Source organism: Paenibacillus doosanensis, from assembly GCF_025060755.1.
Taxonomy (GTDB): Bacteria; Bacillota; Bacilli; order Paenibacillales; family NBRC-103111; genus Paenibacillus_S; species Paenibacillus_S doosanensis.
The window spans coordinates 1-20,131 of record NZ_JANYUY010000053.1 but is presented as its reverse complement, the minus strand read 5'-3'; the positions used below and the strand labels follow the sequence as shown (position 1 = coordinate 20,131).

The 20,131-nt window shown below is 54.8% G+C and carries 21 protein-coding genes; 8 read left to right on the top strand and 13 right to left on the bottom strand.

Annotation, left to right across the window (positions count from 1 at the left end; all coding sequences use genetic code 11):
* The first annotated feature begins 865 nt into the window (after positions 1-865).
* On the top strand, positions 866-1,258 hold the full coding sequence (locus tag N0M98_RS27505; protein ID WP_259619750.1) for a hypothetical protein: 393 nt from the start codon (positions 866-868) through the stop codon (positions 1,256-1,258).
* A gap of 161 nt (positions 1,259-1,419) precedes the next feature.
* On the opposite strand, the gene N0M98_RS27500 is transcribed toward N0M98_RS27505, so the two are convergent.
* On the bottom strand, positions 1,420-1,581 hold the full coding sequence (locus tag N0M98_RS27500) for a hypothetical protein (protein WP_249861350.1): 162 nt from the start codon (positions 1,579-1,581) through the stop codon (positions 1,420-1,422).
* 153 nt (positions 1,582-1,734) lie between these two features.
* Positions 1,735-2,208: an MEKHLA domain-containing protein gene (locus N0M98_RS27495; RefSeq protein WP_249861349.1), complete on the bottom strand. Its 474-nt coding sequence runs from the start codon at positions 2,206-2,208 to the stop codon at positions 1,735-1,737.
* A 427-nt stretch (positions 2,209-2,635) separates the two neighbouring features.
* Here N0M98_RS27495 and N0M98_RS27490 point away from each other — a divergent pair, with 427 nt between their 5' ends.
* On the top strand, positions 2,636-3,577 hold the full coding sequence (locus N0M98_RS27490; protein ID WP_259619749.1) for a helix-turn-helix transcriptional regulator: 942 nt from the start codon (positions 2,636-2,638) through the stop codon (positions 3,575-3,577).
* Positions 3,578-3,971: 394 nt separating this feature from the next.
* Here the strand turns inward: N0M98_RS27490 and N0M98_RS27485 are convergent, their stop codons facing one another.
* On the bottom strand, positions 3,972-4,394 hold the full coding sequence (locus N0M98_RS27485; protein ID WP_259619748.1) for a VOC family protein: 423 nt from the start codon (positions 4,392-4,394) through the stop codon (positions 3,972-3,974).
* A gap of 149 nt (positions 4,395-4,543) precedes the next feature.
* Between N0M98_RS27485 and N0M98_RS27480 the strand changes: the two genes are divergently transcribed.
* The 3 genes from N0M98_RS27480 to N0M98_RS27470 all read left to right on the top strand — a co-directional run bounded on the left by N0M98_RS27480 (position 4,544) and on the right by N0M98_RS27470 (position 7,053).
* On the top strand, positions 4,544-5,290 hold the full coding sequence (locus N0M98_RS27480) for a hypothetical protein (protein WP_259619747.1): 747 nt from the start codon (positions 4,544-4,546) through the stop codon (positions 5,288-5,290).
* A gap of 133 nt (positions 5,291-5,423) precedes the next feature.
* On the top strand, positions 5,424-6,581 hold the full coding sequence (locus N0M98_RS27475; protein WP_249861345.1) for a HEAT repeat domain-containing protein: 1,158 nt from the start codon (positions 5,424-5,426) through the stop codon (positions 6,579-6,581).
* 112 nt (positions 6,582-6,693) lie between these two features.
* Entirely contained in the window at positions 6,694-7,053 is a 360-nt protein-coding gene (locus N0M98_RS27470; protein WP_249861344.1) for an MmcQ/YjbR family DNA-binding protein, read from the top strand.
* Positions 7,054-7,128: 75 nt separating this feature from the next.
* Here the strand turns inward: N0M98_RS27470 and N0M98_RS27465 are convergent, their stop codons facing one another.
* From N0M98_RS27465 to N0M98_RS27445, 5 genes are all read right to left on the bottom strand, one after another.
* The gene (locus N0M98_RS27465) at positions 7,129-7,470 is read right to left on the bottom strand and encodes a DUF1904 family protein (protein WP_249861343.1); all 342 of its coding nucleotides are present in this window, start codon (positions 7,468-7,470) and stop codon (positions 7,129-7,131) included.
* Positions 7,471-7,562: 92 nt separating this feature from the next.
* A complete protein-coding gene (locus tag N0M98_RS27460) occupies positions 7,563-8,303 on the bottom strand; it encodes a glycerophosphodiester phosphodiesterase (RefSeq protein ID WP_249861342.1) in 741 nt (246 codons plus the stop codon).
* A gap of 207 nt (positions 8,304-8,510) precedes the next feature.
* Positions 8,511-9,479 (bottom strand): polyprenyl synthetase family protein, encoded by a 969-nt coding sequence (locus N0M98_RS27455; RefSeq protein WP_249861341.1) that lies wholly within the window; start codon positions 9,477-9,479, stop codon positions 8,511-8,513.
* A 1-nt stretch (position 9,480) separates the two neighbouring features.
* Positions 9,481-10,131, bottom strand: a complete 651-nt coding sequence (locus N0M98_RS27450) for a response regulator transcription factor (RefSeq protein ID WP_249861340.1) — start codon at positions 10,129-10,131, stop codon at positions 9,481-9,483.
* On the bottom strand, positions 10,128-12,461 hold the full coding sequence (locus tag N0M98_RS27445) for an ATP-binding protein (RefSeq protein WP_249861339.1): 2,334 nt from the start codon (positions 12,459-12,461) through the stop codon (positions 10,128-10,130). The genes N0M98_RS27450 and N0M98_RS27445 overlap by 4 nt, the downstream gene beginning before the upstream one ends.
* Positions 12,462-12,548: 87 nt before the next feature.
* Between N0M98_RS27445 and N0M98_RS27440 the strand changes: the two genes are divergently transcribed.
* The 3 genes from N0M98_RS27440 to N0M98_RS27430 all read left to right on the top strand — a co-directional run bounded on the left by N0M98_RS27440 (position 12,549) and on the right by N0M98_RS27430 (position 13,401).
* Positions 12,549-12,764 (top strand): hypothetical protein, encoded by a 216-nt coding sequence (locus tag N0M98_RS27440; RefSeq protein ID WP_249861338.1) that lies wholly within the window; start codon positions 12,549-12,551, stop codon positions 12,762-12,764.
* A gap of 200 nt (positions 12,765-12,964) precedes the next feature.
* Complete coding sequence (locus N0M98_RS27435) at positions 12,965-13,255, top strand: hypothetical protein (protein WP_259619746.1); 291 nt, start codon at positions 12,965-12,967, stop codon at positions 13,253-13,255.
* Complete coding sequence (locus N0M98_RS27430) at positions 13,228-13,401, top strand: sporulation histidine kinase inhibitor Sda (RefSeq protein WP_249861336.1); 174 nt, start codon at positions 13,228-13,230, stop codon at positions 13,399-13,401. Before N0M98_RS27435 ends, N0M98_RS27430 begins: the two co-directional genes overlap by 28 nt.
* A gap of 285 nt (positions 13,402-13,686) precedes the next feature.
* On the opposite strand, the gene ybaK is transcribed toward N0M98_RS27430, so the two are convergent.
* The 5 genes from ybaK to N0M98_RS27405 form a co-directional block, all read right to left on the bottom strand.
* Entirely contained in the window at positions 13,687-14,160 is a 474-nt protein-coding gene (ybaK, locus tag N0M98_RS27425) for a Cys-tRNA(Pro) deacylase (protein ID WP_249861335.1), read from the bottom strand.
* A gap of 44 nt (positions 14,161-14,204) precedes the next feature.
* Complete coding sequence (locus tag N0M98_RS27420) at positions 14,205-15,437, bottom strand: aminopeptidase (RefSeq protein WP_259619745.1); 1,233 nt, start codon at positions 15,435-15,437, stop codon at positions 14,205-14,207.
* A 134-nt stretch (positions 15,438-15,571) separates the two neighbouring features.
* Positions 15,572-17,446, bottom strand: a complete 1,875-nt coding sequence (locus N0M98_RS27415; RefSeq protein ID WP_259619744.1) for a cyclic nucleotide-binding domain-containing protein — start codon at positions 17,444-17,446, stop codon at positions 15,572-15,574.
* Positions 17,447-17,527: 81 nt separating this feature from the next.
* Positions 17,528-18,142: a hypothetical protein gene (locus N0M98_RS27410; protein ID WP_259619743.1), complete on the bottom strand. Its 615-nt coding sequence runs from the start codon at positions 18,140-18,142 to the stop codon at positions 17,528-17,530.
* 105 nt (positions 18,143-18,247) lie between these two features.
* Entirely contained in the window at positions 18,248-18,805 is a 558-nt protein-coding gene (locus tag N0M98_RS27405; protein WP_259619742.1) for an RNA 2'-phosphotransferase, read from the bottom strand.
* Between the last annotated feature and the right edge of the window lie 1,326 nt (positions 18,806-20,131).

The following is a 20,131-nucleotide window of genomic DNA, read 5'->3' as shown; positions in this document are numbered from 1 at the left end:
GGCTTTTAAAAGGGCGGTGAACAAGCAGCCATCGCTACACGAGAGCAATCTGGAGAAGCGCCAGGCTCGTTCGCCTTTGTTCCCGAATTGCAGCCCATTTAAGGGCCGATTATTCAAGAAATTCAAGATGGGTGCGATCGGAAGATGCTCTCGCATGCGCAGTCGGCTACCCTTCTATAGTAGGGGAAATCCGCTGTAAATGTGAGCGATAACAAAGTACACTCGTAACGGACACAGCGGCCGTTATATAAACCCTATCGGCCATCTTGGATTTCTAAACGGACACAGATGCAGCTATTTGTTGACAACGCCGCCTTAGAAAGCAATTCGGAGCTATGTAAGCGCCGTCATGACCGTTACGTTTAAAAAGCGTCTGTTTGCGACGAATTTAGCTCCCTCATGTCCGTTAAACTTAGAAACGGTTCGATCCCCCGGTTCCGGGGGCTTCACCTGCTGCAGCCCCTTTTCCAGGCCGTTCGAACGCTTACCCGCTCCTGAGAAAGATGTAGGATACCGGATTCCAAACGCTGTGAAGTTGATTTTAATGGAGTGGTAAAAAACGAGCATCCTTTGCGGTCGATTGTTCACCACGTTGAAATCGGATGTTTAAGGTGTTGATTCCTTTTTCTATGGAGAGACTCCGTTATTCTTAGGCGAACGCTGAACGCTTTTCCGGATTCAAATGCCCCTCCGCTCTTTGTTCACCATGCTTTTAGTGCTAATAATGTATCAAAAATTCGTTCGTTTTGAAAGCCGTTTCATCCGTAGTCCGTGGCTCTATGTTGAACCGTAATCCGTTTCCATTTATTATTGTAGTATCTTTGTTTTTTCCATACCATTCTTTTCGAGAAAGGGGAGCATCGTCATGATGTTGCGCAAAGCAGGCGGGAGAAGGACGCTGATCCTGAGCGCGCTCCTGATTTCAGCCGCTGCCTTAGGAGTATACGGCTATGCAGGATACGGATCTCCCGCTCATCCCGACGCCATTATCGTGAAGGAAGTCCACGTGACCGGCGGCAAGCTGCTGCTGAACGGAACGACCACCGGCAGCGGCACGGGCTACAGCGGCTACAATCTGGCGCAGGACGGCGGGCATTTGTATGTCCGGCTGCGCTACAGCTTGCTTGCCCGTTCCGGCGATTTCGATATCGCCGCCTCGCTGCCTGACGCCAATATTAGCCATGTCTATCTGCAAGGAGAGGACGGCCGGAGCGAGAAGCTGATTTGGTCAGAGCCCGCTCCGCTCGCCGCGCCTTAGCGCAACCCCGAAATTTTGATTGTATTTGCCCTTGCCGCCTGCAAAAAAAAGAGACTGACAGGAGAACCCTCCTTATCCGTCTCGAACCGTGCGTGCAACAGGCCGCTGCGTCAGCCCCGCTTCTGCTTTAACTCCACTTCTGCTTCAGTCCCGCTTCTGCTTCAGCCCCACTTCTTCTTCAGCTTCTCCGCCGCCTTGACCGCCGCGTCCACCTGTTTCTGAGCTTTGGCCATATCCTTGAACATCTTCTGAATATCTTTGTTTTCCATCATAAATTTGAAGCCCTGTTTAAAGGTGTTGTTCATCGCCGCCAGCCCTTTCATCCGATGTATGCCTCTATATTTATATTGTATGGACCGGCGGTCCTTCCGGCTTCCGCTTATGCCGGCGGCAGAGACGATTTTCCTCATGAGCCTGCCTGAGCCCCATCCGGTCCTCCGGTACCCGAGGCCGAAACGCCGCTGTTCAGGGAGCGATCAGCAGTCCTTGTAAGAGCCGAAAGAAGCGGCCTGTCCGGCATAACGCCCGGCTTCATCCCGCAAATTCCAGACGATCGCCTGCTGAATGTAAAATCTGCGCCCGCCGCTCGAAATCCGTATGCCCGTGTAATGGTCCACGTAGCCTTTCTCCGCTACCGCCTGCAGAAACCGGTCGCGCTCCGAGCGCTCCATCGGCTCCGCCGTATAACGGGACGGAGTCTGAGTAAACGTCTCCCAATCCATTTCCCATAGCGTCAGCGCGGCGCGGTTGCCGTAATTCAAGACCGGATCGGCCTCGGTGCCGTGCGAAAGCACGACGATAGCGGATTCGAACAACTGCTCCGCCAAGCTGCTTCCCGGATCGACGGGGATCAAATCCCGGCCGATCAGCCGCTTGTAGCTGTTCAAGATTAACCGGGCATGCTCTTCTGTAGCGCCTGCTCCGCGATCAGGCCGTTGTATCATGTTCATGGACTCCTCCTGCTTTGGATAGTTGCTTGCCATCCTTCATTATAAAGCCTTCGCCCGCAGGTTCGATACATCTTAAAAGGCGGATGCCGGTTTTCGCTCTGTACGCGAGGCATTTCCCCTCAAGCACGTCTCCGAATTAAGAAGCTCCCCTGCGAGAGCGTCAAGCAGACCGCCGCGAAGACGCCGATCGACGGGTACCCGCCGAGTTGGCTTGAGGCTCCGTGAACGCCGCACCGACGCCGCCAAGTAAGCGACACAGAAACGTATCCGTGCCGATCATAAACATAATGGCACAAAACAGCGCGGCAAATTTTCGCCTCCATCATTACTCCTAAAGTTTATTGTTGCTTGACATGTTTATCTTATGAGATAATAGTGACAAAACTTGTCGTAAATTCAATGACATCTTCCTAAGGAGCTGACCGGGATGTCCAAGTCGAAGCGGCTGATGGAGCTGATGATGACCGTTAACCGAAAACGCCGGTTCAAGGTTCAGGAGCTTGCCGACGAATTCGGCGTCTCCACGCGTACGATTTTGCGGGATTTGCAGGAGCTAAGCGAGCTGGGAGTCCCTTTATACTCGGAAGTGGGACCGCACGGCGGCTATCAAGTAATCAGGGAGAGAGTGCTTCCTCCCATTGCCTTTACGGAGGGAGAGGCCGTGTCCATGTTCTTTGCGGTGCATGCGCTGCGGCATTATTCTTCGCTGCCCTTCGAAGCGGAGTCCGCTTCCGCGCTGAGCAAGTTTTATTTGCATCTGCCCGGAGACGTTCGGGACCGGATCGACAGCATGAAGGACCGAGTCGACTTCATTGCTCCGACGCGGCGCGGCGACGCCCCGTGTTTGCCCATCCTGCTGGACGCGGCCGTGCGTCAGCAAGTGCTCTCGATCGAATACGAATCGAGGGAAGATGGCGCGAGAACCCGCTTGATCCAGCCTGTGTGCATCTATGCGAACAACGGGTTCTGGTATTGTACGGCTTACTGCTTCCTGCGCCAAGGCTTCCGCGTCTTCCGCTGCGACCGCATCAGGGAAGCGGCTTACGACACCTCCGGAACGGAGCCGCTCGACTTAGGCGACATACGCCTGAGCCGGAAGGAAGCGGCGGCGCCCAAAGAGCCTATCCGTCTTCGCGCCGAATTGACCCGCGCCGGGGTTCAGCGATGCGAAGGCGAGCTCTGGCTCGCTCCGATGCTGCTCGTTCGAGAAGACGGAAGCGGCTCCATCGATACGGATGTGTCCCGCGCCGACATTCCTTTTTTTACGGAATTTTTCATTGCGCTGGGCGATGAGACCGCTTTGCAGGAGCCGGCGGAATTGAAGGATTCGATCCGCAGCAGACTCTCTGAGCTGCTGGCCCGCTACTAGCGGTTTTTGCCGGCCTGTGCGGAGGCGAATTTAAAAGCTTCCGAGGCTATCAAAACGCCCAGTATAACTAAGATAGCGCCGAAATAAAAGATGAGTCCATGAAGCCGCAGCCGTCCGTGCAAAGAACCAATCCGCCAAAAGTGACGTGATGCTCTGAAGCTTATTCCGTCCGCATCCAGCCTAGCTGGATCGGCGTCTAACCATTCAGCTAGGATCGTTCTATGGGTAGACTTTACTTTCGGGGGAGCCCCCGGATATCCTCAGGATATGGCTGCGCATCATTTCCTAAACAACAAAAAAGCCGGGTCTTCCCCGGCAATGTTTTCGGCGCTGGGCCCAAGCCGCCTGACCGTCAACGCGATCAACGGACATGGCAGCCTTCTATGAAGATGGCTTATTGTCTCTGAGTAAAAATTTGGAAGGTAACGCCGAAGCGATCGACAACCATGCCGTATGCCGGGCTGAAGTGCACTTTTTGCAATGGCATAAGCACTTGTCCGCCTTGCTGCAAAGCATCGAAAAATCGTTCGGAGGTTCCGGTATCGGGAGTTGTGATGCAGATCTGGACGCGATTGCCGCTTTGATAGGTTTCCCCCGGGAAATGATCGGCAACGAACAGGTCGGCATCGCCGATTTTTAGTATGGAATGGGCCAAACGGTCTTTGGCTTCATTCGGCAAGGGATGCTCGGGGTTCTGCGGACCTTCTCCGAACGTTTGCGTAAATACGATTTTTGCGTCCAGCGAGCTTGCATAAAATTGGATAGCTTCCTTGGCATTTCCGTCGAGCATGATAAAGGGTGTCACTTGAAAGGGCATGATTCGTCCGCTCCTTAATATTCAAATTTGGGGCCGCAGGCTGAGTTTAACCGGACCTGAATCCAACTATACAATAGAATAGTGACAGGTATTGTCATAAATTCAAAAGATGATCTTAAAATCATAGATTCATGGCGGTGGTCTAACTTATGGACGAATGGACGAAGCTGAAAGAGTACGAAGAGCGGATTCGGGCTCTTCCTCCCGGTCGGCCTTTGACGAAAACCGATCTGTTCACGCCCGATTTCCTGCTGTCCGGACAAGGCGATCTGGAAATGTACTATGCTCCGCATAACGAATATGTTCAAACGGGAGCACGGCTCCTTATTGTCGGGATCACCCCGGGATGGACGCAGATGGAGCTTGCTTTCCGGCAGGCGAGAGACGCTCTGCAAGCAGGAATGCCGCTCGCCGAAGCTGCCCGCAGCGCCAAGCTCGCCGCCAGGTTCTCCGGCTCGATGCGCAGCAATCTGACCGGCATGCTCGATCAGCTCGGTTTGAAGGAGGCGTTGGGCCTCTCTTCCTGCGCCGAGCTGTTCGAAGGCCCTCACGAGAAGCTGCTGCATACGACCTCGCTGCTCCGGTATCCGCTGTTCCGCAGAGGAAGCAATTACACGGGACATACGCCGCGGCTCGACAAATCGGCTTATCTTATGAAGCTAGTGCGCGGCGCTTTCCCGCGGGAGCTGGCTCTGCTGGGACAACCGCTGCTCGTCATTCCGCTGGGTCAAACCGTGGAGGCCGCGCTCGCTTTGCTCGAAGCCGAGGGCTCGATCCCGCATCAAGCGTGCTTGCGCGGTTTCCCGCATCCGTCCGGAGCGAACGGCCACAGACATAAGCAGCTGGAGGAGCATTTGGATTCGCTGCGGCGGCAAGTGTCCGCCGCGCTGGGCTAAACCGGGCCCGATGCCGCCCTGCCTTCGCTTGCGCCCGCAGCCCGGAGCTTGTTCTTTGCAAAAATGATTTCAACGGACGAACATATAAGGTATACTTCTATTTATAGTCAATTAAGTCATGGGGGTAAAATGAATGAGCCAATACCAAGATATCGGCGGACTGGGCCGACATTACTTGCAAGCAGACTCTTACGGCGCCGCCGCCTTTTGCTTTTATCGCGCAATCCTGGAGGATCGGGCGAACGGAAATGCGTGGAACGGCCTGATTCTGGCTCTGAGTCTTATGCGTAAAGAACATGACGCCCAAACGGTGCTCGCACGCTATGCGCTGCATCATGAATTGCTGGAATTCGACCGCGATTTGATAACGTTCTCAATGATGCTGTGGCAGCAAAATCCCGGCGCGCTGGGCGAATGGATGCAGCTTATTTCGCAAATGAAAGGCGTCAGCGAGAAGGACAAGCCGCTATTTGAAGAAATGGCCGCAGATATGCACAAAGCTTACGATGAACTGGTCGAGAAGCACGGCATCGACACGTTGAAGGAGCAAGGTCTGCTTACGCTGCCCGAATATGCCGCCCGCCGGATCGAACTGGACTGGCTGATGGAAGAATCGTTCGATGCGATATTCGAGCATGTCAATAAATGGATAGAAGATCCGGAAGCCGTTCTGACGGCCGTACGTCTGCTCTGCATGGTGCCCGATCCGCGCAGCGAGAAGCTGCTGCGGAGAGTATGCCGCAACGAGGAAGTGGACGGCAAGGTGAGAACTCACGCGCTGCTCGCTCTTCGCTGGCTCGGTGTCCGCGGCAACGCCAGGCTGAACAAATTCGGGGAATCGTTCGTGATCAACCTCGACCAGCCGGAACCGGAGCTGACCGTATCGGTGCCTGCGGCATTCAAGCCGGCTCTCGACCGGATGAAGCTGTGGATGGCCAAAGAGCAGGGCGTCATCACGGAATTCGAATACGAGAGCCACGCGGCCACGGATCAGCTCGACATGCCCGAAACGCTGGCCGCCAAGCTGGAAAAAGCGGACGTTCCGAGCGTGCTTCAGGAAGTCGCTCACGCCCTGATCCGGGCCGCTTACGACAAATATTATCCGCTCGTTCCGGGTATCAAAGGAGCGCGGCAATGGAGCGCCGCTCTGCTGATGCTGATCAAAGAGTATGTAGAAGGCTCCGGAGAAACGTGGTCTTACGGCGAACCGGAACGGGACGAAACCGCCGTGCGCCATCGCAACTGGCTGCTGAGCGGAAGTCCGAACTATGTGGATACGATGCACATTTAACCGTGCCGTATGCTAAAACAGGACAGCCGGGCCGGCTGTCCTGTTTTTAGATTGCGGGCAATCCGCAAATTGCACCAAAAATCTAATATCAAGGGCAGGGAACAAACCGAACATGAATATGAATCATGAACGATTAATCGAGCTCGGTCTTACCTATTACGGCACCAGCTTGCGGTACCCGTTCGATCCGGATATGCCGGTGCTCTACGTTCGCAACAAAATATTCGCCTTGCTCGGCAAACAGCAGGGCGTAGAAAGCGTCAATTTGAAGACGCTGCCGGACGAAGCGTGGCTGCAGCGCGAAACGTATCCCGGTGCCGTCATTCCCGGGTATCATATGAACAAAAAACATTGGAATACCGTCATCCTGAGCGGAACGGTGCCGGATGACGTCCTCGTCACGATGTTCCGCGAATCGTATGAGCTCGTCGTCGCCAAGCTGCCCAAGGCGGAGCGGCAATGGCTTGTTTAGCCGGTATACGGCCGCCGGAACGAACAAGATGCCGCGCGCTTCCGTTAAGAAACGCCGGCATCTTGCCATCTCCTCTTATTCCGCCGAATCAAAGCGGCGCTCGCCGTTCAAGTAGTAGCTGTCCTCCCGGTAGGTCGTAAACGCCATTTCCACTTCCGGGATGCCCAGCGCCTTTACATGATCGGCCACCGCTTTGGCGAAGCGGTCTCTTGTCTGAAGCCCCCGTTCGAACCAGGCGATCTCGATAAACGGGAACGTCTCGACCACGCTGCCGTCAAACACGGATGTCACATGGAGGCAGTCGATCACAAAATTATCCGTCCCGCATTCGCAAATCTCCGCCAATTCCTTCACTAACGATTCGCTGATCTTGCACATTTGCTCTGCTGCGATGCCTCTAACGATGAGCTGCGGCATACTCCATCTCCTTTCATAAGATGTAGTGTACCGCTAACCGCTCCCCACTGGCAAATGCGTCCGCGCTCCGGCCGCTCGTCAACAAAAGCAGCCTATACGCCGCCGAGGGCCAGCAAATCTTTCAATCGGCCCGGATAATCGGTAATAATGCCGGAGACGCCCCAGTCGATCAGCGCCTTGAGGTCCTGCTCTTCGTTCGCCGTGTACGGATACATGTGCAAGCCCGCCCGGATCGCCTGCTCCACTTCTTCGCGGTCTATCAGACGATGGTACGGATGCAGGGAATAGACGTCGACGCCGAACGTCTTGGCATAAGCGGCGGGATTGTATAATCTGAGCTGATATAGCAGACCGATCTTCGTCTTCGGCTCCAGCACCTTAATACGATGCAGACATTGATGGTCGAAGGAAGAGACGACGACGCGGTCGAACAGATCGCGCTCGCGCAAAAACTGCACCAGCTTGCGGTCCATATTCCCGTCATACGATTGCTTCACTTCCACGTTAATCATCAAGGAGCCGGGCACGGCATCGAACACTTCGCCAAGCGTCGGCACGGTCTCGCCCCGGTACGCCTCGGAATGCCAGGAACCGGCGTCCAGACTCTTGATCTCGGCCAGCGTCTTCTCGCAAATCATTCCTTTGCCGTTGGTCGTCCGATCGAGCGTCTCGTCGTGGCATACGATGATTTCCCCGTCCGCCGACAAATGAACGTCGAGCTCGATAGCCTCGCAGCCTTGCTCCACACCCAGCCTGAAAGCTCCCAAAGTATTCTCCGGGGCCATTCCTTTCGCTCCGCGGTGGGCAATAATGATCGGTTTCTCGGTTTGCATACAATCATTCCTCTCCCGTCTCCCATTAGACGTATGAATTAGCATTGCAGACAGCGATGCAGCGTTTTCGGTCGAACCGCCCCCGAAACACAAAAAAACACATAAACTGCTTGACCGTAAAGTCAGCAATTCATGTGTATCTCTCCATTAACTCCTACACAATAGATGAACTTGTCGTCATTATACTACTTCGATCATGACGAAATGTCAAACGTTTTTTCCTAAGCCTGCCGCTTCATAAGGCGCCAGGGCGGCGAGCCTGAAGCGTTCCTTCTCCGCCGGCGCAGCGTCTATCGATTCGTACAGCTCGACCGCCTTGTCGTAATACAAGGACTGCACGATTCGCGAATATTCAATGCACCCGGACGCTTCAATATAGCGCATGCATTCCTCCCTATGCCGCTCCGCAAACTCCCGCTCCTCCAGCCGGCCCTCGTACAGCTCTTGCAGCGCCGGAAACTCCTCCGCACCGTTCGAGAGCAAATGCAGAATCGGCAGCGTTCGTTTGCGCTGGATCAGATCGCCGCGCACATCGAGAGCGAGCATATTTTTCACGTCGTTCTCAATCTGCGCTACGACGCCGAGGCAATAACACAGCTCGTCGAGCCGCTTCGCCGCCGCTTCGGGCACGTTCTCCGCCAAAGCATAGCCCATATAACAAGCAAGCCGGATGAGCGAGCCCGATTTGAGCTGCACCATAGCGAAATAATCCGCTTCATCGGCGATATTGGCCGCAGGATTCAAATCCTTCTGCTGGCCGCTCACGGCGGCGGCGATCAGCTCGCTCACAGTTGTCGCCATGTACGGGGAAAACGAAGCGTACCGGCGCTGCAGCCGCCCGACCTCGCCCATAAACGCCGCCAGCAGAGCAAGCACCGCATTGAGCGTGAACGGCTCGGGGCAAGTCATCCATGCCTTATGCGGCTTGTCGCGGTCCTGCAAATCGTCGACGATATCCAGCGTCAGCATGATCAGCTCCGATAGCGCGGCTGCCTCCGTCATATCGGCGGCGGACTTCCCGCCCATCATCCTGTAAGCGGATTCCGTCAGCTCGCTCCAGCGGCTGCCTCCCTCCGCTCTCGCTCCGATAAACCGCTTGAGCAGCCGATTCAGATCGTCGGTTGAAACGTAACGGTCAACCAAAGCCAGCATATGTTCCAGCACATCCCGCTTCACGCTACTCCCCCCTGACCGATTCCGAATAATATTTGCTTTGAACGAACTGCTCCAGCGCCTGCACCTTGGTTTTCACGCCAAGCTTGTTGTAAATTTTTTTCAAATAATTGTCTACGGAACGCTTGCTTACATAGATTTCATTGGCGATCTGCTCGTGCGTAGCGCCTTTGACCAGCATGGACATAATCTGCACCTCATCGCTCGTCAGCACCACCTCTTGGGAGGCCGCCCCCGTTACCAGCCTCATGCTGCGGTACAGCGGCAAAGGAAGCACCGTGCACCCGTCCATCAGCGCTCTGGCCATCGTCTGCACGACGCTCTCCCCCGCTTCTTTGGAAATAATGCCGCTGACCCCGATCTCCAGGAGATGGTTATACATATCCGCAATATCGATCCCCGTAAAAATAACGACATGCGTCTGCGGGTAGCTCTCCTTAATGTCCTTCGCCACGGCGCTTCCGAACTGATCCGGCAAATGATAATCGAGGAAGACGATGTCCGGCCGATGCATATCGACAAAATCGAGGCAAGCCGCTCCGCTGCCCGCGATCCCGATCACCTCGATTCCCGGTATTTGCTCCAGAATTCCCTTCGTCGCCTTTGCCATAACCGGATGATCGTCAACGATCAGGACACTCATCGTATAATTCATGCGGTTAACACCTCCCTTATCGGCACCGTTATCCAAATTTGCAGCCCCTTGCCCCTGCCCGTTCTCACATTCATCTGCCCGTCCAAATACAGCACGCGGCTCTTCATCTGCTCCATGCCCGTTCCGGAAGCGCCGATTTCAAGCTCGGCTTCGCTGGCCCGCAGCACGTTAAAGCCGATTCCGTCGTCTTCATAGAACAGCAAAATGTTCTCGTTCTCGGCGGTAATCTTAAGGCCCACCCGCGTAGCCTGCGAATGCTTCTTGGCATTGTTCAGCAGCTCCTGAACGACGCGGAAAAAATGCCTTTTCGTATCCAGGTCCCAGCCCTCGATCCGCTCCGCCCCCTTGGCGCTGAAATTCAGCTGGAACGGGCAGAGCGGAGCTTCGTGCTCAACCACCTTCTGAATCGTGCGAATCAGCCCCACCTCGTACAGCAAATGCGGATGAAGCTCGAAGCAGCTTTGGCGAAGATTCGTATTAATAATCTCGACGTAATCGATGATATTTCGCATCGTCTCCTCATCCTCCGCCTGGAATATCCCCCTCTCTGCGATCGCCGCGAACCGCTTCTTCAGGAAGAACAGATCCTGCAGCGTCGTGTCGTGCAGATCGGTGGCAATCCGCTTGCGTTCGGCTTCCTGCAGCTCGAACATCAGCTTGCGGAACCAGATGAAGTCTTTGGAGGCGTCCTCGTTAGGCAGTTGGGAGGCGAGCCGCTGCAAGCGCACGTGCAGCTTCCCTATCAAATGCATATTTTCCAGACTGACCGCCAGATACGAGATGATCAGCTTGAGCCAATGCACCTCCTCCATGCCGAGAAACGTATTCATTCTTTTGCGGGAAATGATCAGATAGCTCGTGTATTCCTCATGCCGGTTCACCTCAAACCGCAGCAGAGACGGATGCTCCGGATGATCCATCGAAGCGAGCCTCTCCACCTCAGCCTGCTGCAGCTCTCCCTCGATGACCGTCTCCAGCCTGTCGTTGTATTTGAATACGATGGCCGCTCCGAACACCTGCAGCGTATGCACGATGTCGACCAGAATAATCTCCTTCAATTCCCGGAAGCTCGAAATGGACTGCAGATTGAAGGCAATCTTCTTCAGCGCGTTCTGCAGCTGATATTTGCGCGGAAACATGACGGCTTCCAGCTTGGTAGCAAAATATTCCAGTGAATACATGACGAAGGAAAGCAGCATCAGGATGAAAATAAAGCTGACCAGCAAATGCCCCAAGCTCGCCGCTTGCTGAAACACCATCGCGTTCAAGCCGACGATCGCCCCGCTCGGAATTACCGAGATGACCGTCGTGAAGACAATTCGGCGCAGCACCAGATCGATGTCGTACAGCTGCTTGGACATGATCAGATAAGTGAACGATATCGGGAAAAACAAGACGAACCATGACGTGTACAAGGAGCTGACGCCGTCTTGTCCGAACAGCAGCTGAGGGACGAACGACAGGAAAGCAAACGGAAAAAAGGAAATGGTCAATGTCCACAGGATGGTCTTGATAATAACGGATAAGTAAGAGTTCTGCTTGCGGAATTTCAAATAGACATAAGCGAGAAAAACGAAGTTGAGCGAAAGCCCCAGCAAGAAAAATCCGATGACCCACTTGATGGAAGAAGCGTACAAATAATTGGACACGGCCGGGATATAAAAAGGCAGCCGGAGCAAAAACGACATTGCGACAAAACCGTACAAATAACGCAGCAGCGAACGGATGAATTCAAACCGGATCTCGCCCTTCTCCTCCAGGAAAGCGATCAAAAAGTGCAGAAATATAACCGGCAAAGCGATCATCAAGGAGCTGATCGCGATCTTCCCGAGTATGTCTCCCCTCTGGGAAGCGCCCAGGCAGGCAAACATGAAGCCGATGTTTAAAAATACGAGCGCAAACATCCGGGAAGATAAGGAATGGCCCGCCTTGACGTACAGCAGCAGCGCGAAGGCCAGGCACAGCAGCTCTCCGAATACCGGCGAAATATCGGTGGAGGCGCCGTCACTCACGTTTCTGGTATCGATGGGGATGAGTTCTCCGCTGCGGTTCAGCACGATATCCTCGGCTTGCTCCAGGATTCTCCAATGCCGGATCGTCAGATGTTCATCCGGAGCCTGTCCGTCGATTTCCCGAACGACATCGCCCGGACGCACGTTCAGCTTCAAACTGGCGCTATCGGTCTCCAATTGTCGAACGATCCACTCTCCGGAGCTGCTTTGTTTCAACAAAATCCCCAAGTAAGGATAATGAAATGTCACATATCCGAACCAAGCATGCATTGCAATCAGGGCCAGTACGACAATTCGAAAAAAAATTTTGGATTTCACCAAAATCCCCCTTGATTTTTCCATTTTTCTGATATAATAAAGGATGTAACAAATGTAAATAATTGTCGGGAAAGAGGTGAAACATGCATGGTAGCTGTAACTTATTCTCCTGGTTTGCATCATGTGGTGCGTTCATTGAAACAAATGGATGCGCAAGACGTTCTGAATCTTTTCAAGGATCAGAAATGGTTTGAATCCCATTCCTTATCCGCCTCCGAAGGACAAGCCGTTATGAAAATGTTCGCCAAAACAGCAAGCGACTACATAAGAAAAAACAACAGCATTAGCGAAACTTGGTATTAATTCTTTTTCATTATTTTACCAAATTGAAAAGAGATTGTATATTATGGACTTGTCCAAATATGCAATCTCTTTTCGTTTTTTCTCAAAAAAATTAGCGAAAATGCAAAAATATTTGTACACTTATGCAAAACTTTTGCGCTGATGGTGAATGGAGCTTGAGTTATAATGAATAGTATAAATATGGTAATTGTGGAGAAAACATGAACAACCTTTCTAATTTAAAACATTCTTTTCAAATACCTGATAACGATGATCAGGAATATTTGACGCTGGCCATCCAGACAGTCCTGTTCAATAACAAGGATCAAATCCGTCTGCTGGCAGACGCCTTGTCCGATGAACGGTTTCTTCAGGAAATGTCCGATGAAATCGTGCGCAGAGCCCGCAAATTCAAGCATATTGCCGAGTCGGCGGCCAAATGCTTCGATCTGCAAGCCTATGAAGTAAAAGGAGAGCCGTTGGAATGTACAACCTTGGAGACCAGGAATTGATGCACTGCTACATGGAAGCACTCGAGCTTCAATTGGACGACGAATTTATCGCTTTGCTCCGGAGAGAGATGGAGAAACGGAAGCTCCCCTCCCTCGCGCACGCCGAAGACGTCCGGCCCTGCTTGCAAGCGGCGGGCAGCAATTGATCGCCGGCCGCAGTTCGGCTTCGCCGCCGCTGCAAGCCGCTGCGCCGTTCGCGACGGCACCGCTTACCGCTGTCCCCGGCAGCTAGCGCCGAGCTTAAAAGGCGCCGTCTGCAGCCAGCGGATCGCTCCTCCCTCGCTGGTTTACTGCAATGCTCACACAGACAGGACGAGCGGTTCGAGCGGATGCTGCTTGACGAAACGTACGGCAAAAAGGGACCCGCGAGAGACTAATCGTCTCTCCCCGGGTCCCTTCCGCCTGTCTTTCCATGATGCGGCCTCCGCTTTTCACTGCACAATATCGCTGACGATTCCTTCGCAGGCGCTGACCAAATCTTCGCCCTTCAGAAAAATCTGCAGTCCCCGCCGGCCGGCGCTAATGCTGACGACGTCAAGCGGCAGCACCGAGCGGTCGATATACAGAGGGTATTTCTTCTTCACTCCGAGCGGAGATACCCCGCCGCGGATGTAGCCTGTCAGCGCAGCGATGTCCTTGACCGGCGTCATCTCGACCTTCTTGTTGCCGCTGGCCGCAGCGAGGCGCTTCAGATCAAGCTCGCGATGGCCGGGAATGCAGGCCATAATGACGCCCGTCTTATCCCCCCGCAGCACCAGCGTCTTGTACAGCCGCTCGCAATCGATCCCGACCTTGCCCGCTACGGTCGCCGCATCCAGCTGATTCTCGTCCCAATCGTATTCATGCAGCGTGTAGGGGACGCGCAGCTTGTCGAGCATGCGGCTGGCATTCGTTTTGGCCGTCAATCCGCTCCCCTCCCGTCTTTCGATCCGTCCGTTCGTATCTGTTGTTACAAAGCCCAGTTACCTTTTCGGAAGACCGGCTCCAGCGTGCCGTCCGCCAATTCTCCGTCGATGTCTAGCTCCGCCGATCCGATCATAAAGTCGACATGCGTCAAGCTGACGTTCGCGCCCCGCTGCACCAACTCTTCCTTCGACAGCTTCGTTCCGTTCTCCAGGGTGAACGGATAAGCGCTGCCGATGGCCAGATGGCATGAGGCGTTCTCATCGACGCCGGTATTGTAGAAAATGCGGTTCAAGTTGGAAATCGGCGAGTCGTAAGGAACGAGCGCAACTTCGCCCAAATATTCGGCGCCTTCGTCCGTCGACAGCAAATCGGCCAAATGCTCCTGTCCGACCTCGGCCGCATAGTCGACGATCCGTCCGTTCTCAAAGCGGAAGGAGAACCGGTCGACCAGGCGGCCGTTCAAATTGAGCGGCTTGGTGCTGCGAACGGTCCCGTTGACGCCGTCGCGCTTCGGCAGCGTGTAAACTTCCTCGGTCGGCATATTGGCGACGAAGGACACGCCCTGATCGTTCAAGCCGGCTCCGCCGAACCACACATGCCCTTCCGGCAGCTCGACGGATAAGTCGGTGCCGGGCGCTTTGTAATGCAGCCGCTTGTACTTTTTATGATTGAGCCGCTCTCTCATGCTCTTCAGCTTGGCAATATGCTCGTGCCAGGCGGCTACAGGATCGGCGGCGTCGACCCGGTTGATCTTAAACAGCGTCTCCCACATAGCCTCGACCTGCCGCTCCGGCGGCAGCTCGGGGAATACTTTGGCCGCCCAAGCCCGGGTCGGAGCCTTCACCAGACACCAGCTGAACGTCTTGTTGCGCACATAGCCTTGGAATTTCTGCCTGGCCCGCGAAGCGGCCCGGGTAGCGGCCGATACTTTCGCGGCATCGATCCCTTGATACAAATCCGGATTCGGCACCTTAATATTCAGCAGCGCTCCGCCGCCCTCGGCCAGCTGCTCCATCATTCGCGCCGTCCATTCGGGATAAAATCCGAACGAGTCGTCCGGCGCGTATTCGAACCGGGTGCGGGTGACCGCTTCGTCGTCCCATGCGACTTGAACGTATTTCGCTCCCGCCTCGTATGCTTTTTGCACGACCTTCCGGGTAAACGGCGCGGCTTCGAGCGGCGACTCGACGAACAGCACCTGCCCCGGTTGAATGTTGACCCCTACCTTGACGACAAGCTCGGCATATTTTTCCAGATTCGTTTCATGCGTATCCATGCGTTATAACCCCTTTGCATATTTTTATCCAATGGTTAATTATCCCGCTTTTGCACGCAAACATCAAGCTCCATCTTGGAAATACCGCCTTCCGGTGCGGCCGGGAATCCCGCGCTTCTGGCGCGGCAGCCGCCTTAAGCGTCCGGGCGCGCCCGCAGCGCTTGTCCGCAGCGGGCGCAATAGCGGGCATGCGGAGGAGATTGCGTGCCGCAGGCCGCGCACACGAGCGGCAGCTGCTTAACGCCGGACCCTTCGCCTGTAAGCTCCCGAAGCTCGCCGGGCAGCGTCGGGTTCAGCGCCGCCACGGCATGGCGCTCCTCCTTCGTTCCTGTACGGATGAGCCCGTACAGAATGAGCAGCCCGGCCGCGCCGACGGCAATCATCGACGCGAATCGCGCGACTCCCTCCAAGCCGTGGTAATCCCACACGGCGTGCAGCATAACGGCGACGATCAGCAGCCCGGCGGCCTTAAGCCAGCGGATGGCCGGAGCCGGAGCCGCCGCCGTCCGGCGTCCCGCTCCCGCCGAGAGCCCGTACCAGACGCCCGTGGCGGCAATTGCCGTCCAGGTGCCGTGTCCGAGCGGCGACAGGAGCGCCCGCACCCATAGCACGGCGAGCATGCTGCCCGTAGAGCTCTGCTGGAAATACGTCCAGCCGTAGATCAAGCTCTCTACGGCTGCGAAGCCCATTCCGGCCGCCGCCCCGAAGACGACGGCGTCCATGAGGAAGCGCATGCGGCTGCTCCGCAGCAGCGCCGTGCAAATGATCAGCTTCGCCGCTTCTTCGATCAGCGCGACCGCCGCGGGAATATCCAGCTGCGCGAACGATGCGCCGCCGGGACCGAACAACCAGGCCCGCTCCACGATCCAGGCGAGCGGAACGGCGACGGCCGCCGAGGAGACGAACACCCAAGCAAGCCGTGAAGCCCGGAAGCCGAGCAGCTGCGAGCCTCTGACGAAGGCAACGAACGTGACCGGCCCTACCAGAGAGCCGGCGGTCAAGGCCGCTGCAGACCATAACGGACTTTGCAGCCAAGCGGCTAGCAGGGTGAACAAGACAAAGCCGCCGCCGATCGCAAGCAGCGTATCCATCCATCGCGACGGCTTCGGCTGTCCGCTCCCCTCCGGACTCTCGTCCGCCGCCGTTAAGGCGTCCGACGCGGTTTCCGCGGGCGCGTTCCCCGGCTCCGCGGCCAATAGCTGCTCCGCGGCCGCAGTCAAATCCGGACGGCGAATGCGCAGCACCTCGGCGAACTGTCGCCGCACCGGGGCATAATGCTGCAATATCGCCAGAAATTCCGTCTTGCCCATCACAAGCAGCTCGCTATCCTCGACGGCCGTTACGGTACCGCTCTGCGTCGTATCGGTCAAGAGCGCCGTCTCGCCGAAATAATCGCCGGTCTCGAACGCATGCGCCCGCTGGGGGGTAGTATATGCCTCCAGCCTGCCGCTTGCGACCATATAAAACCATTGGGCCGTATCCCCTTCCCGAACGACGGTCTGTCCCCGGCTCACCTTGCGTCTGACCGTTATTTCCGCAAGCCCCCGCAGCTCTGAATCGGGAATGGCCGACCAGATCGAGGCTTTGCGCAGAAGCCCGTGAACGTAACGCAGCTCCGCGGCGAAGGAGAGGCTTTCGTGAAAGTACGGGCTTGCTTCGGCAAGCCGCTCGAACGCGGCCCGGTCAAGGCGCAGCGTCATGACATCGCCCGCCGCTTTAATGCCTGCCGTTCGTTTTTCGTTGCGGATCAAAGCGATCTCGCCTATTAATGCACCGGGACCGAGCTCGGCCAGCATCACCGCTCTGCCTGTCAAGCTGCGGGAGATGACCTGCACCCGACCTTCTGCAATGAAGAAGCAATCGTCGCCTTCCATCCCCTCATGCATCAGCCATTCCCCGTCAGCAAAAGAAGCCGACTGCATCGTGACAGCGGCTTTCTCCAGCTCTTCCTCCGGAACGCCGTGCAGCAGCGTATGATGTTTCAAAAATTCAACCATGTTGACGGACATTGCCATTCTCCCCAGCCTCTATAAGGAATTACGACGAAAAAAAGAAACCTGCCGAGCGACAGGTTCCCCGTACTGCTTCTATTATCGCATATTTCCAATGATGCTGCTGCGGGAATCTTGCATTTTTTTAATAAAATTCGACATGGTATCGAAAGCTTCATTGCGTTTGTTCGTCAAGCTCTGCAGGCGCAGCATATCCATCTGTTGAGAATTGCTCGCCGAATCGATAGAGCTGCGGAGCTTATCCAGCAGTGCGTCGAACTCCGCCTGGGTCAGCTTATCGCCGGAAACGGTTATGCTTGCTTCGGCCAGCTTGCTTTTCAGGCCGGCCGGAACGGCCGCCGTATCTCCCGCTTTTTGCGGCCGCAGCGACCGCAGCTCGCTAAGCATATCGTTCATCTTCATGATCAATTCGTTCCGCTTCTGTACCTCTTCCATCTGCTGCTTCAACTGCTGATCCAACAGATCGGCGCGCTGGGACTGGACCTGCATTAACGCCGTCTCCAAATCCATATTCGATACCTGAACCGTCAGCGTGCCGTTCGCATCTACCTTGCCGATGGCATTTTGCGTCGCTTGACCTCCAAGAGCTTCCTTCACCGAACCGTACGCCGAATCGTTCATCATCAGACCTACGCCGCCGACCACTCCCACTACCAAAGCGCCGATCAAGGACAATGCATGTTTCTTATTCAATGGATTTCCCTCCGTCTGTTCTTGTTGATTTCAGTATAGCACGGAATGGAAATACTGCCTTGTTAAGTTTGACACACAATAGCAGAATAGGCCGCCGGGACTTGTTCAATCCGCCGCCAACAACGTGCAGCAATCCGCCGGAATCCGTTCGGCCAGCCATACTTCATTGCCGGCATAATAGAACTCGACCCCGGCTACCGCAGCCTCCCGGGTGCGCACTTGCAAAATGACGAGCTCGCCCCGGCGGCTGCCCGCCATCGCAGCAAATTGCGTTCCTTCCGAGAGATGAACGTATTTTCTTCCCATCGGCCGGATGCCTTCCTCCATAATCGAGGGCAGCGCCCTCTCGTTCGTGCCGTGATATAGAATGAGCGGCGGCGTCCCCGGCTCGTATTGGACTTTATCATGACTATGCCCGTATCTGGCCCGGATGCGCCCCGCGCGAATCTCGAAGCGCTGCTTCTCCGAACGGTCGACGACTCCGCGAATATCGTCTGCGGTAATATGCGACCACTTCGGTTCTGTCTGAACCGCCTTCAGCAGGTCTTCTATCGGACAAGAGCCGTCTTGCGGGTCCAAGGTCACTCCGAACGCTTCAGGCGTATGCCGGAGAATTTTGGTCATAAATTTGCTCAGACTCGTTTCCCAATGTTTGTTTACCATTGCTTTCACTTCCTTTGCTGCTGTGACTTACATCCATTATACCGGCTCACAGAGGAATGCAACGGGAAAGTTTGGCTGTGAGAAGAAGTCTATCTGCACCTTTTAAAGGATGCGTGCGGTGCCCATTTAATCTTCCAATCGCAGTTGAAATCGGTTTTTTTGAGTGTTATTTCCTTTTTTTATGAGAAAGTCCGTTTTTCTTAGCCGAACGCTGACGCTGTTCCAACTCTCTACCGACTCACCGCCCACTTTTCCACCGGGCTTTTAGGAGGATGGTGAAAAACGCCCACTTCGCATGCGAAAGCATCTTCCGATCGCTCTTGTTCCCGGATTTCTTGAATAAGTAAGCCCGTGTAACGGGGGAAATCCGAGAACAAAGGCGAACGCTGACGCTTCTTCAGATTGCTCTCGCTTAGCGAAGTTTGCTTTTTCACCGAGCTTTTAGAAGGGTGGTGAAAAAGTCCGCTGCGGCGTCCATTTGATCCTCCAATCGCTATTGAAACCGGATTTTTCGGATGGTTATTTCCTTTTTTCTATGGAGAAAATCCGTTTTCACCACGCTTTTAAAGTCATGTTCACAGCGTTTGGAATCCGGTATCCCATTCCCTCTTCATGCTCCAACGTATCTGTTTAGACATTGGCTTGGCTGCAGGCTTGGTTTGAGCGCCTTCAAACGCTGCTCGCCCAAGCTTTTTTTTAGGAACGGGAACGCGCCCGAACGCTCTGGAAGGGAGCTGCAGGAGATGTAGCCCCCGGAACCGAGCATCGAACCGTTTCTAAGTGTAACGGACACAGGAGAGCTAAAGTCGTCGCAAACAGACGCTTTTTCAACGTAACGGACGTCATGGCGCTTACATAGCTCCGAATCGCTTTCTATGGAGGCTCTGCCAACTAATAGCTGCATCTGTGTCCGTTAGAATTCCAAAATGGCCGATAGGGTTGATATAACGGCCGCTGTGTCCGTTGTGAGTGTACTGCGCCTCTGAAGGGTCGCCTTCTGCGCAGGCGAAAGCCTCTTCCGATCGCTGCCCATCCCGAATTTCTTGAATAATTAGCCCTTCAATGGGTTAAATAATTCGGGAACAAAGACAACAGCTGCGCTTCTCCAGATTGCCTTCGACTAGTGAAGTCTACTTTTTCACCACACTTTTAGGAGTCTGTCCGACGAAACAGGAAAAGCATAGTTTCGTCGCGAAACTTAACTGTAATCTGTTTATCTGGTAAAAAAGGGTGTGTGGTTTATGGCAAAATTTAAATCTTACTCCACGGAACAAGGTGAATTGTTTCCGATGTATTTGAGCGATTGGATCCCTGAAGATCATTTAG

What these genes read in the sequence shown, in the direction of transcription:
- N0M98_RS27505 (WP_259619750.1), top strand. Translation starts at nt 866, where the DNA reads ATGATGTTGCGCAAAGCAGGCGGGAGAAGGACGCTGATCCTGAGCGCG.
- N0M98_RS27500 (WP_249861350.1), bottom strand. Translation starts at nt 1,581, where the DNA reads ATGAAAGGGCTGGCGGCGATGAACAACACCTTTAAACAGGGCTTCAAA.
- N0M98_RS27495 (WP_249861349.1), bottom strand. Translation starts at nt 2,208, where the DNA reads ATGAACATGATACAACGGCCTGATCGCGGAGCAGGCGCTACAGAAGAG.
- N0M98_RS27490 (WP_259619749.1), top strand. Translation starts at nt 2,636, where the DNA reads ATGTCCAAGTCGAAGCGGCTGATGGAGCTGATGATGACCGTTAACCGA.
- N0M98_RS27485 (WP_259619748.1), bottom strand. Translation starts at nt 4,394, where the DNA reads ATGCCCTTTCAAGTGACACCCTTTATCATGCTCGACGGAAATGCCAAG.
- N0M98_RS27480 (WP_259619747.1), top strand. Translation starts at nt 4,544, where the DNA reads ATGGACGAATGGACGAAGCTGAAAGAGTACGAAGAGCGGATTCGGGCT.
- N0M98_RS27475 (WP_249861345.1), top strand. Translation starts at nt 5,424, where the DNA reads ATGAGCCAATACCAAGATATCGGCGGACTGGGCCGACATTACTTGCAA.
- N0M98_RS27470 (WP_249861344.1), top strand. Translation starts at nt 6,694, where the DNA reads ATGAATATGAATCATGAACGATTAATCGAGCTCGGTCTTACCTATTAC.
- N0M98_RS27465 (WP_249861343.1), bottom strand. Translation starts at nt 7,470, where the DNA reads ATGCCGCAGCTCATCGTTAGAGGCATCGCAGCAGAGCAAATGTGCAAG.
- N0M98_RS27460 (WP_249861342.1), bottom strand. Translation starts at nt 8,303, where the DNA reads ATGCAAACCGAGAAACCGATCATTATTGCCCACCGCGGAGCGAAAGGA.
- N0M98_RS27450 (WP_249861340.1), bottom strand. Translation starts at nt 10,131, where the DNA reads ATGAATTATACGATGAGTGTCCTGATCGTTGACGATCATCCGGTTATG.
- N0M98_RS27440 (WP_249861338.1), top strand. Translation starts at nt 12,549, where the DNA reads ATGGTAGCTGTAACTTATTCTCCTGGTTTGCATCATGTGGTGCGTTCA.
- N0M98_RS27435 (WP_259619746.1), top strand. Translation starts at nt 12,965, where the DNA reads ATGAACAACCTTTCTAATTTAAAACATTCTTTTCAAATACCTGATAAC.
- N0M98_RS27430 (WP_249861336.1), top strand. Translation starts at nt 13,228, where the DNA reads ATGTACAACCTTGGAGACCAGGAATTGATGCACTGCTACATGGAAGCA.
- N0M98_RS27420 (WP_259619745.1), bottom strand. Translation starts at nt 15,437, where the DNA reads ATGGATACGCATGAAACGAATCTGGAAAAATATGCCGAGCTTGTCGTC.
- N0M98_RS27415 (WP_259619744.1), bottom strand. Translation starts at nt 17,446, where the DNA reads ATGTCCGTCAACATGGTTGAATTTTTGAAACATCATACGCTGCTGCAC.
- N0M98_RS27405 (WP_259619742.1), bottom strand. Translation starts at nt 18,805, where the DNA reads ATGGTAAACAAACATTGGGAAACGAGTCTGAGCAAATTTATGACCAAA.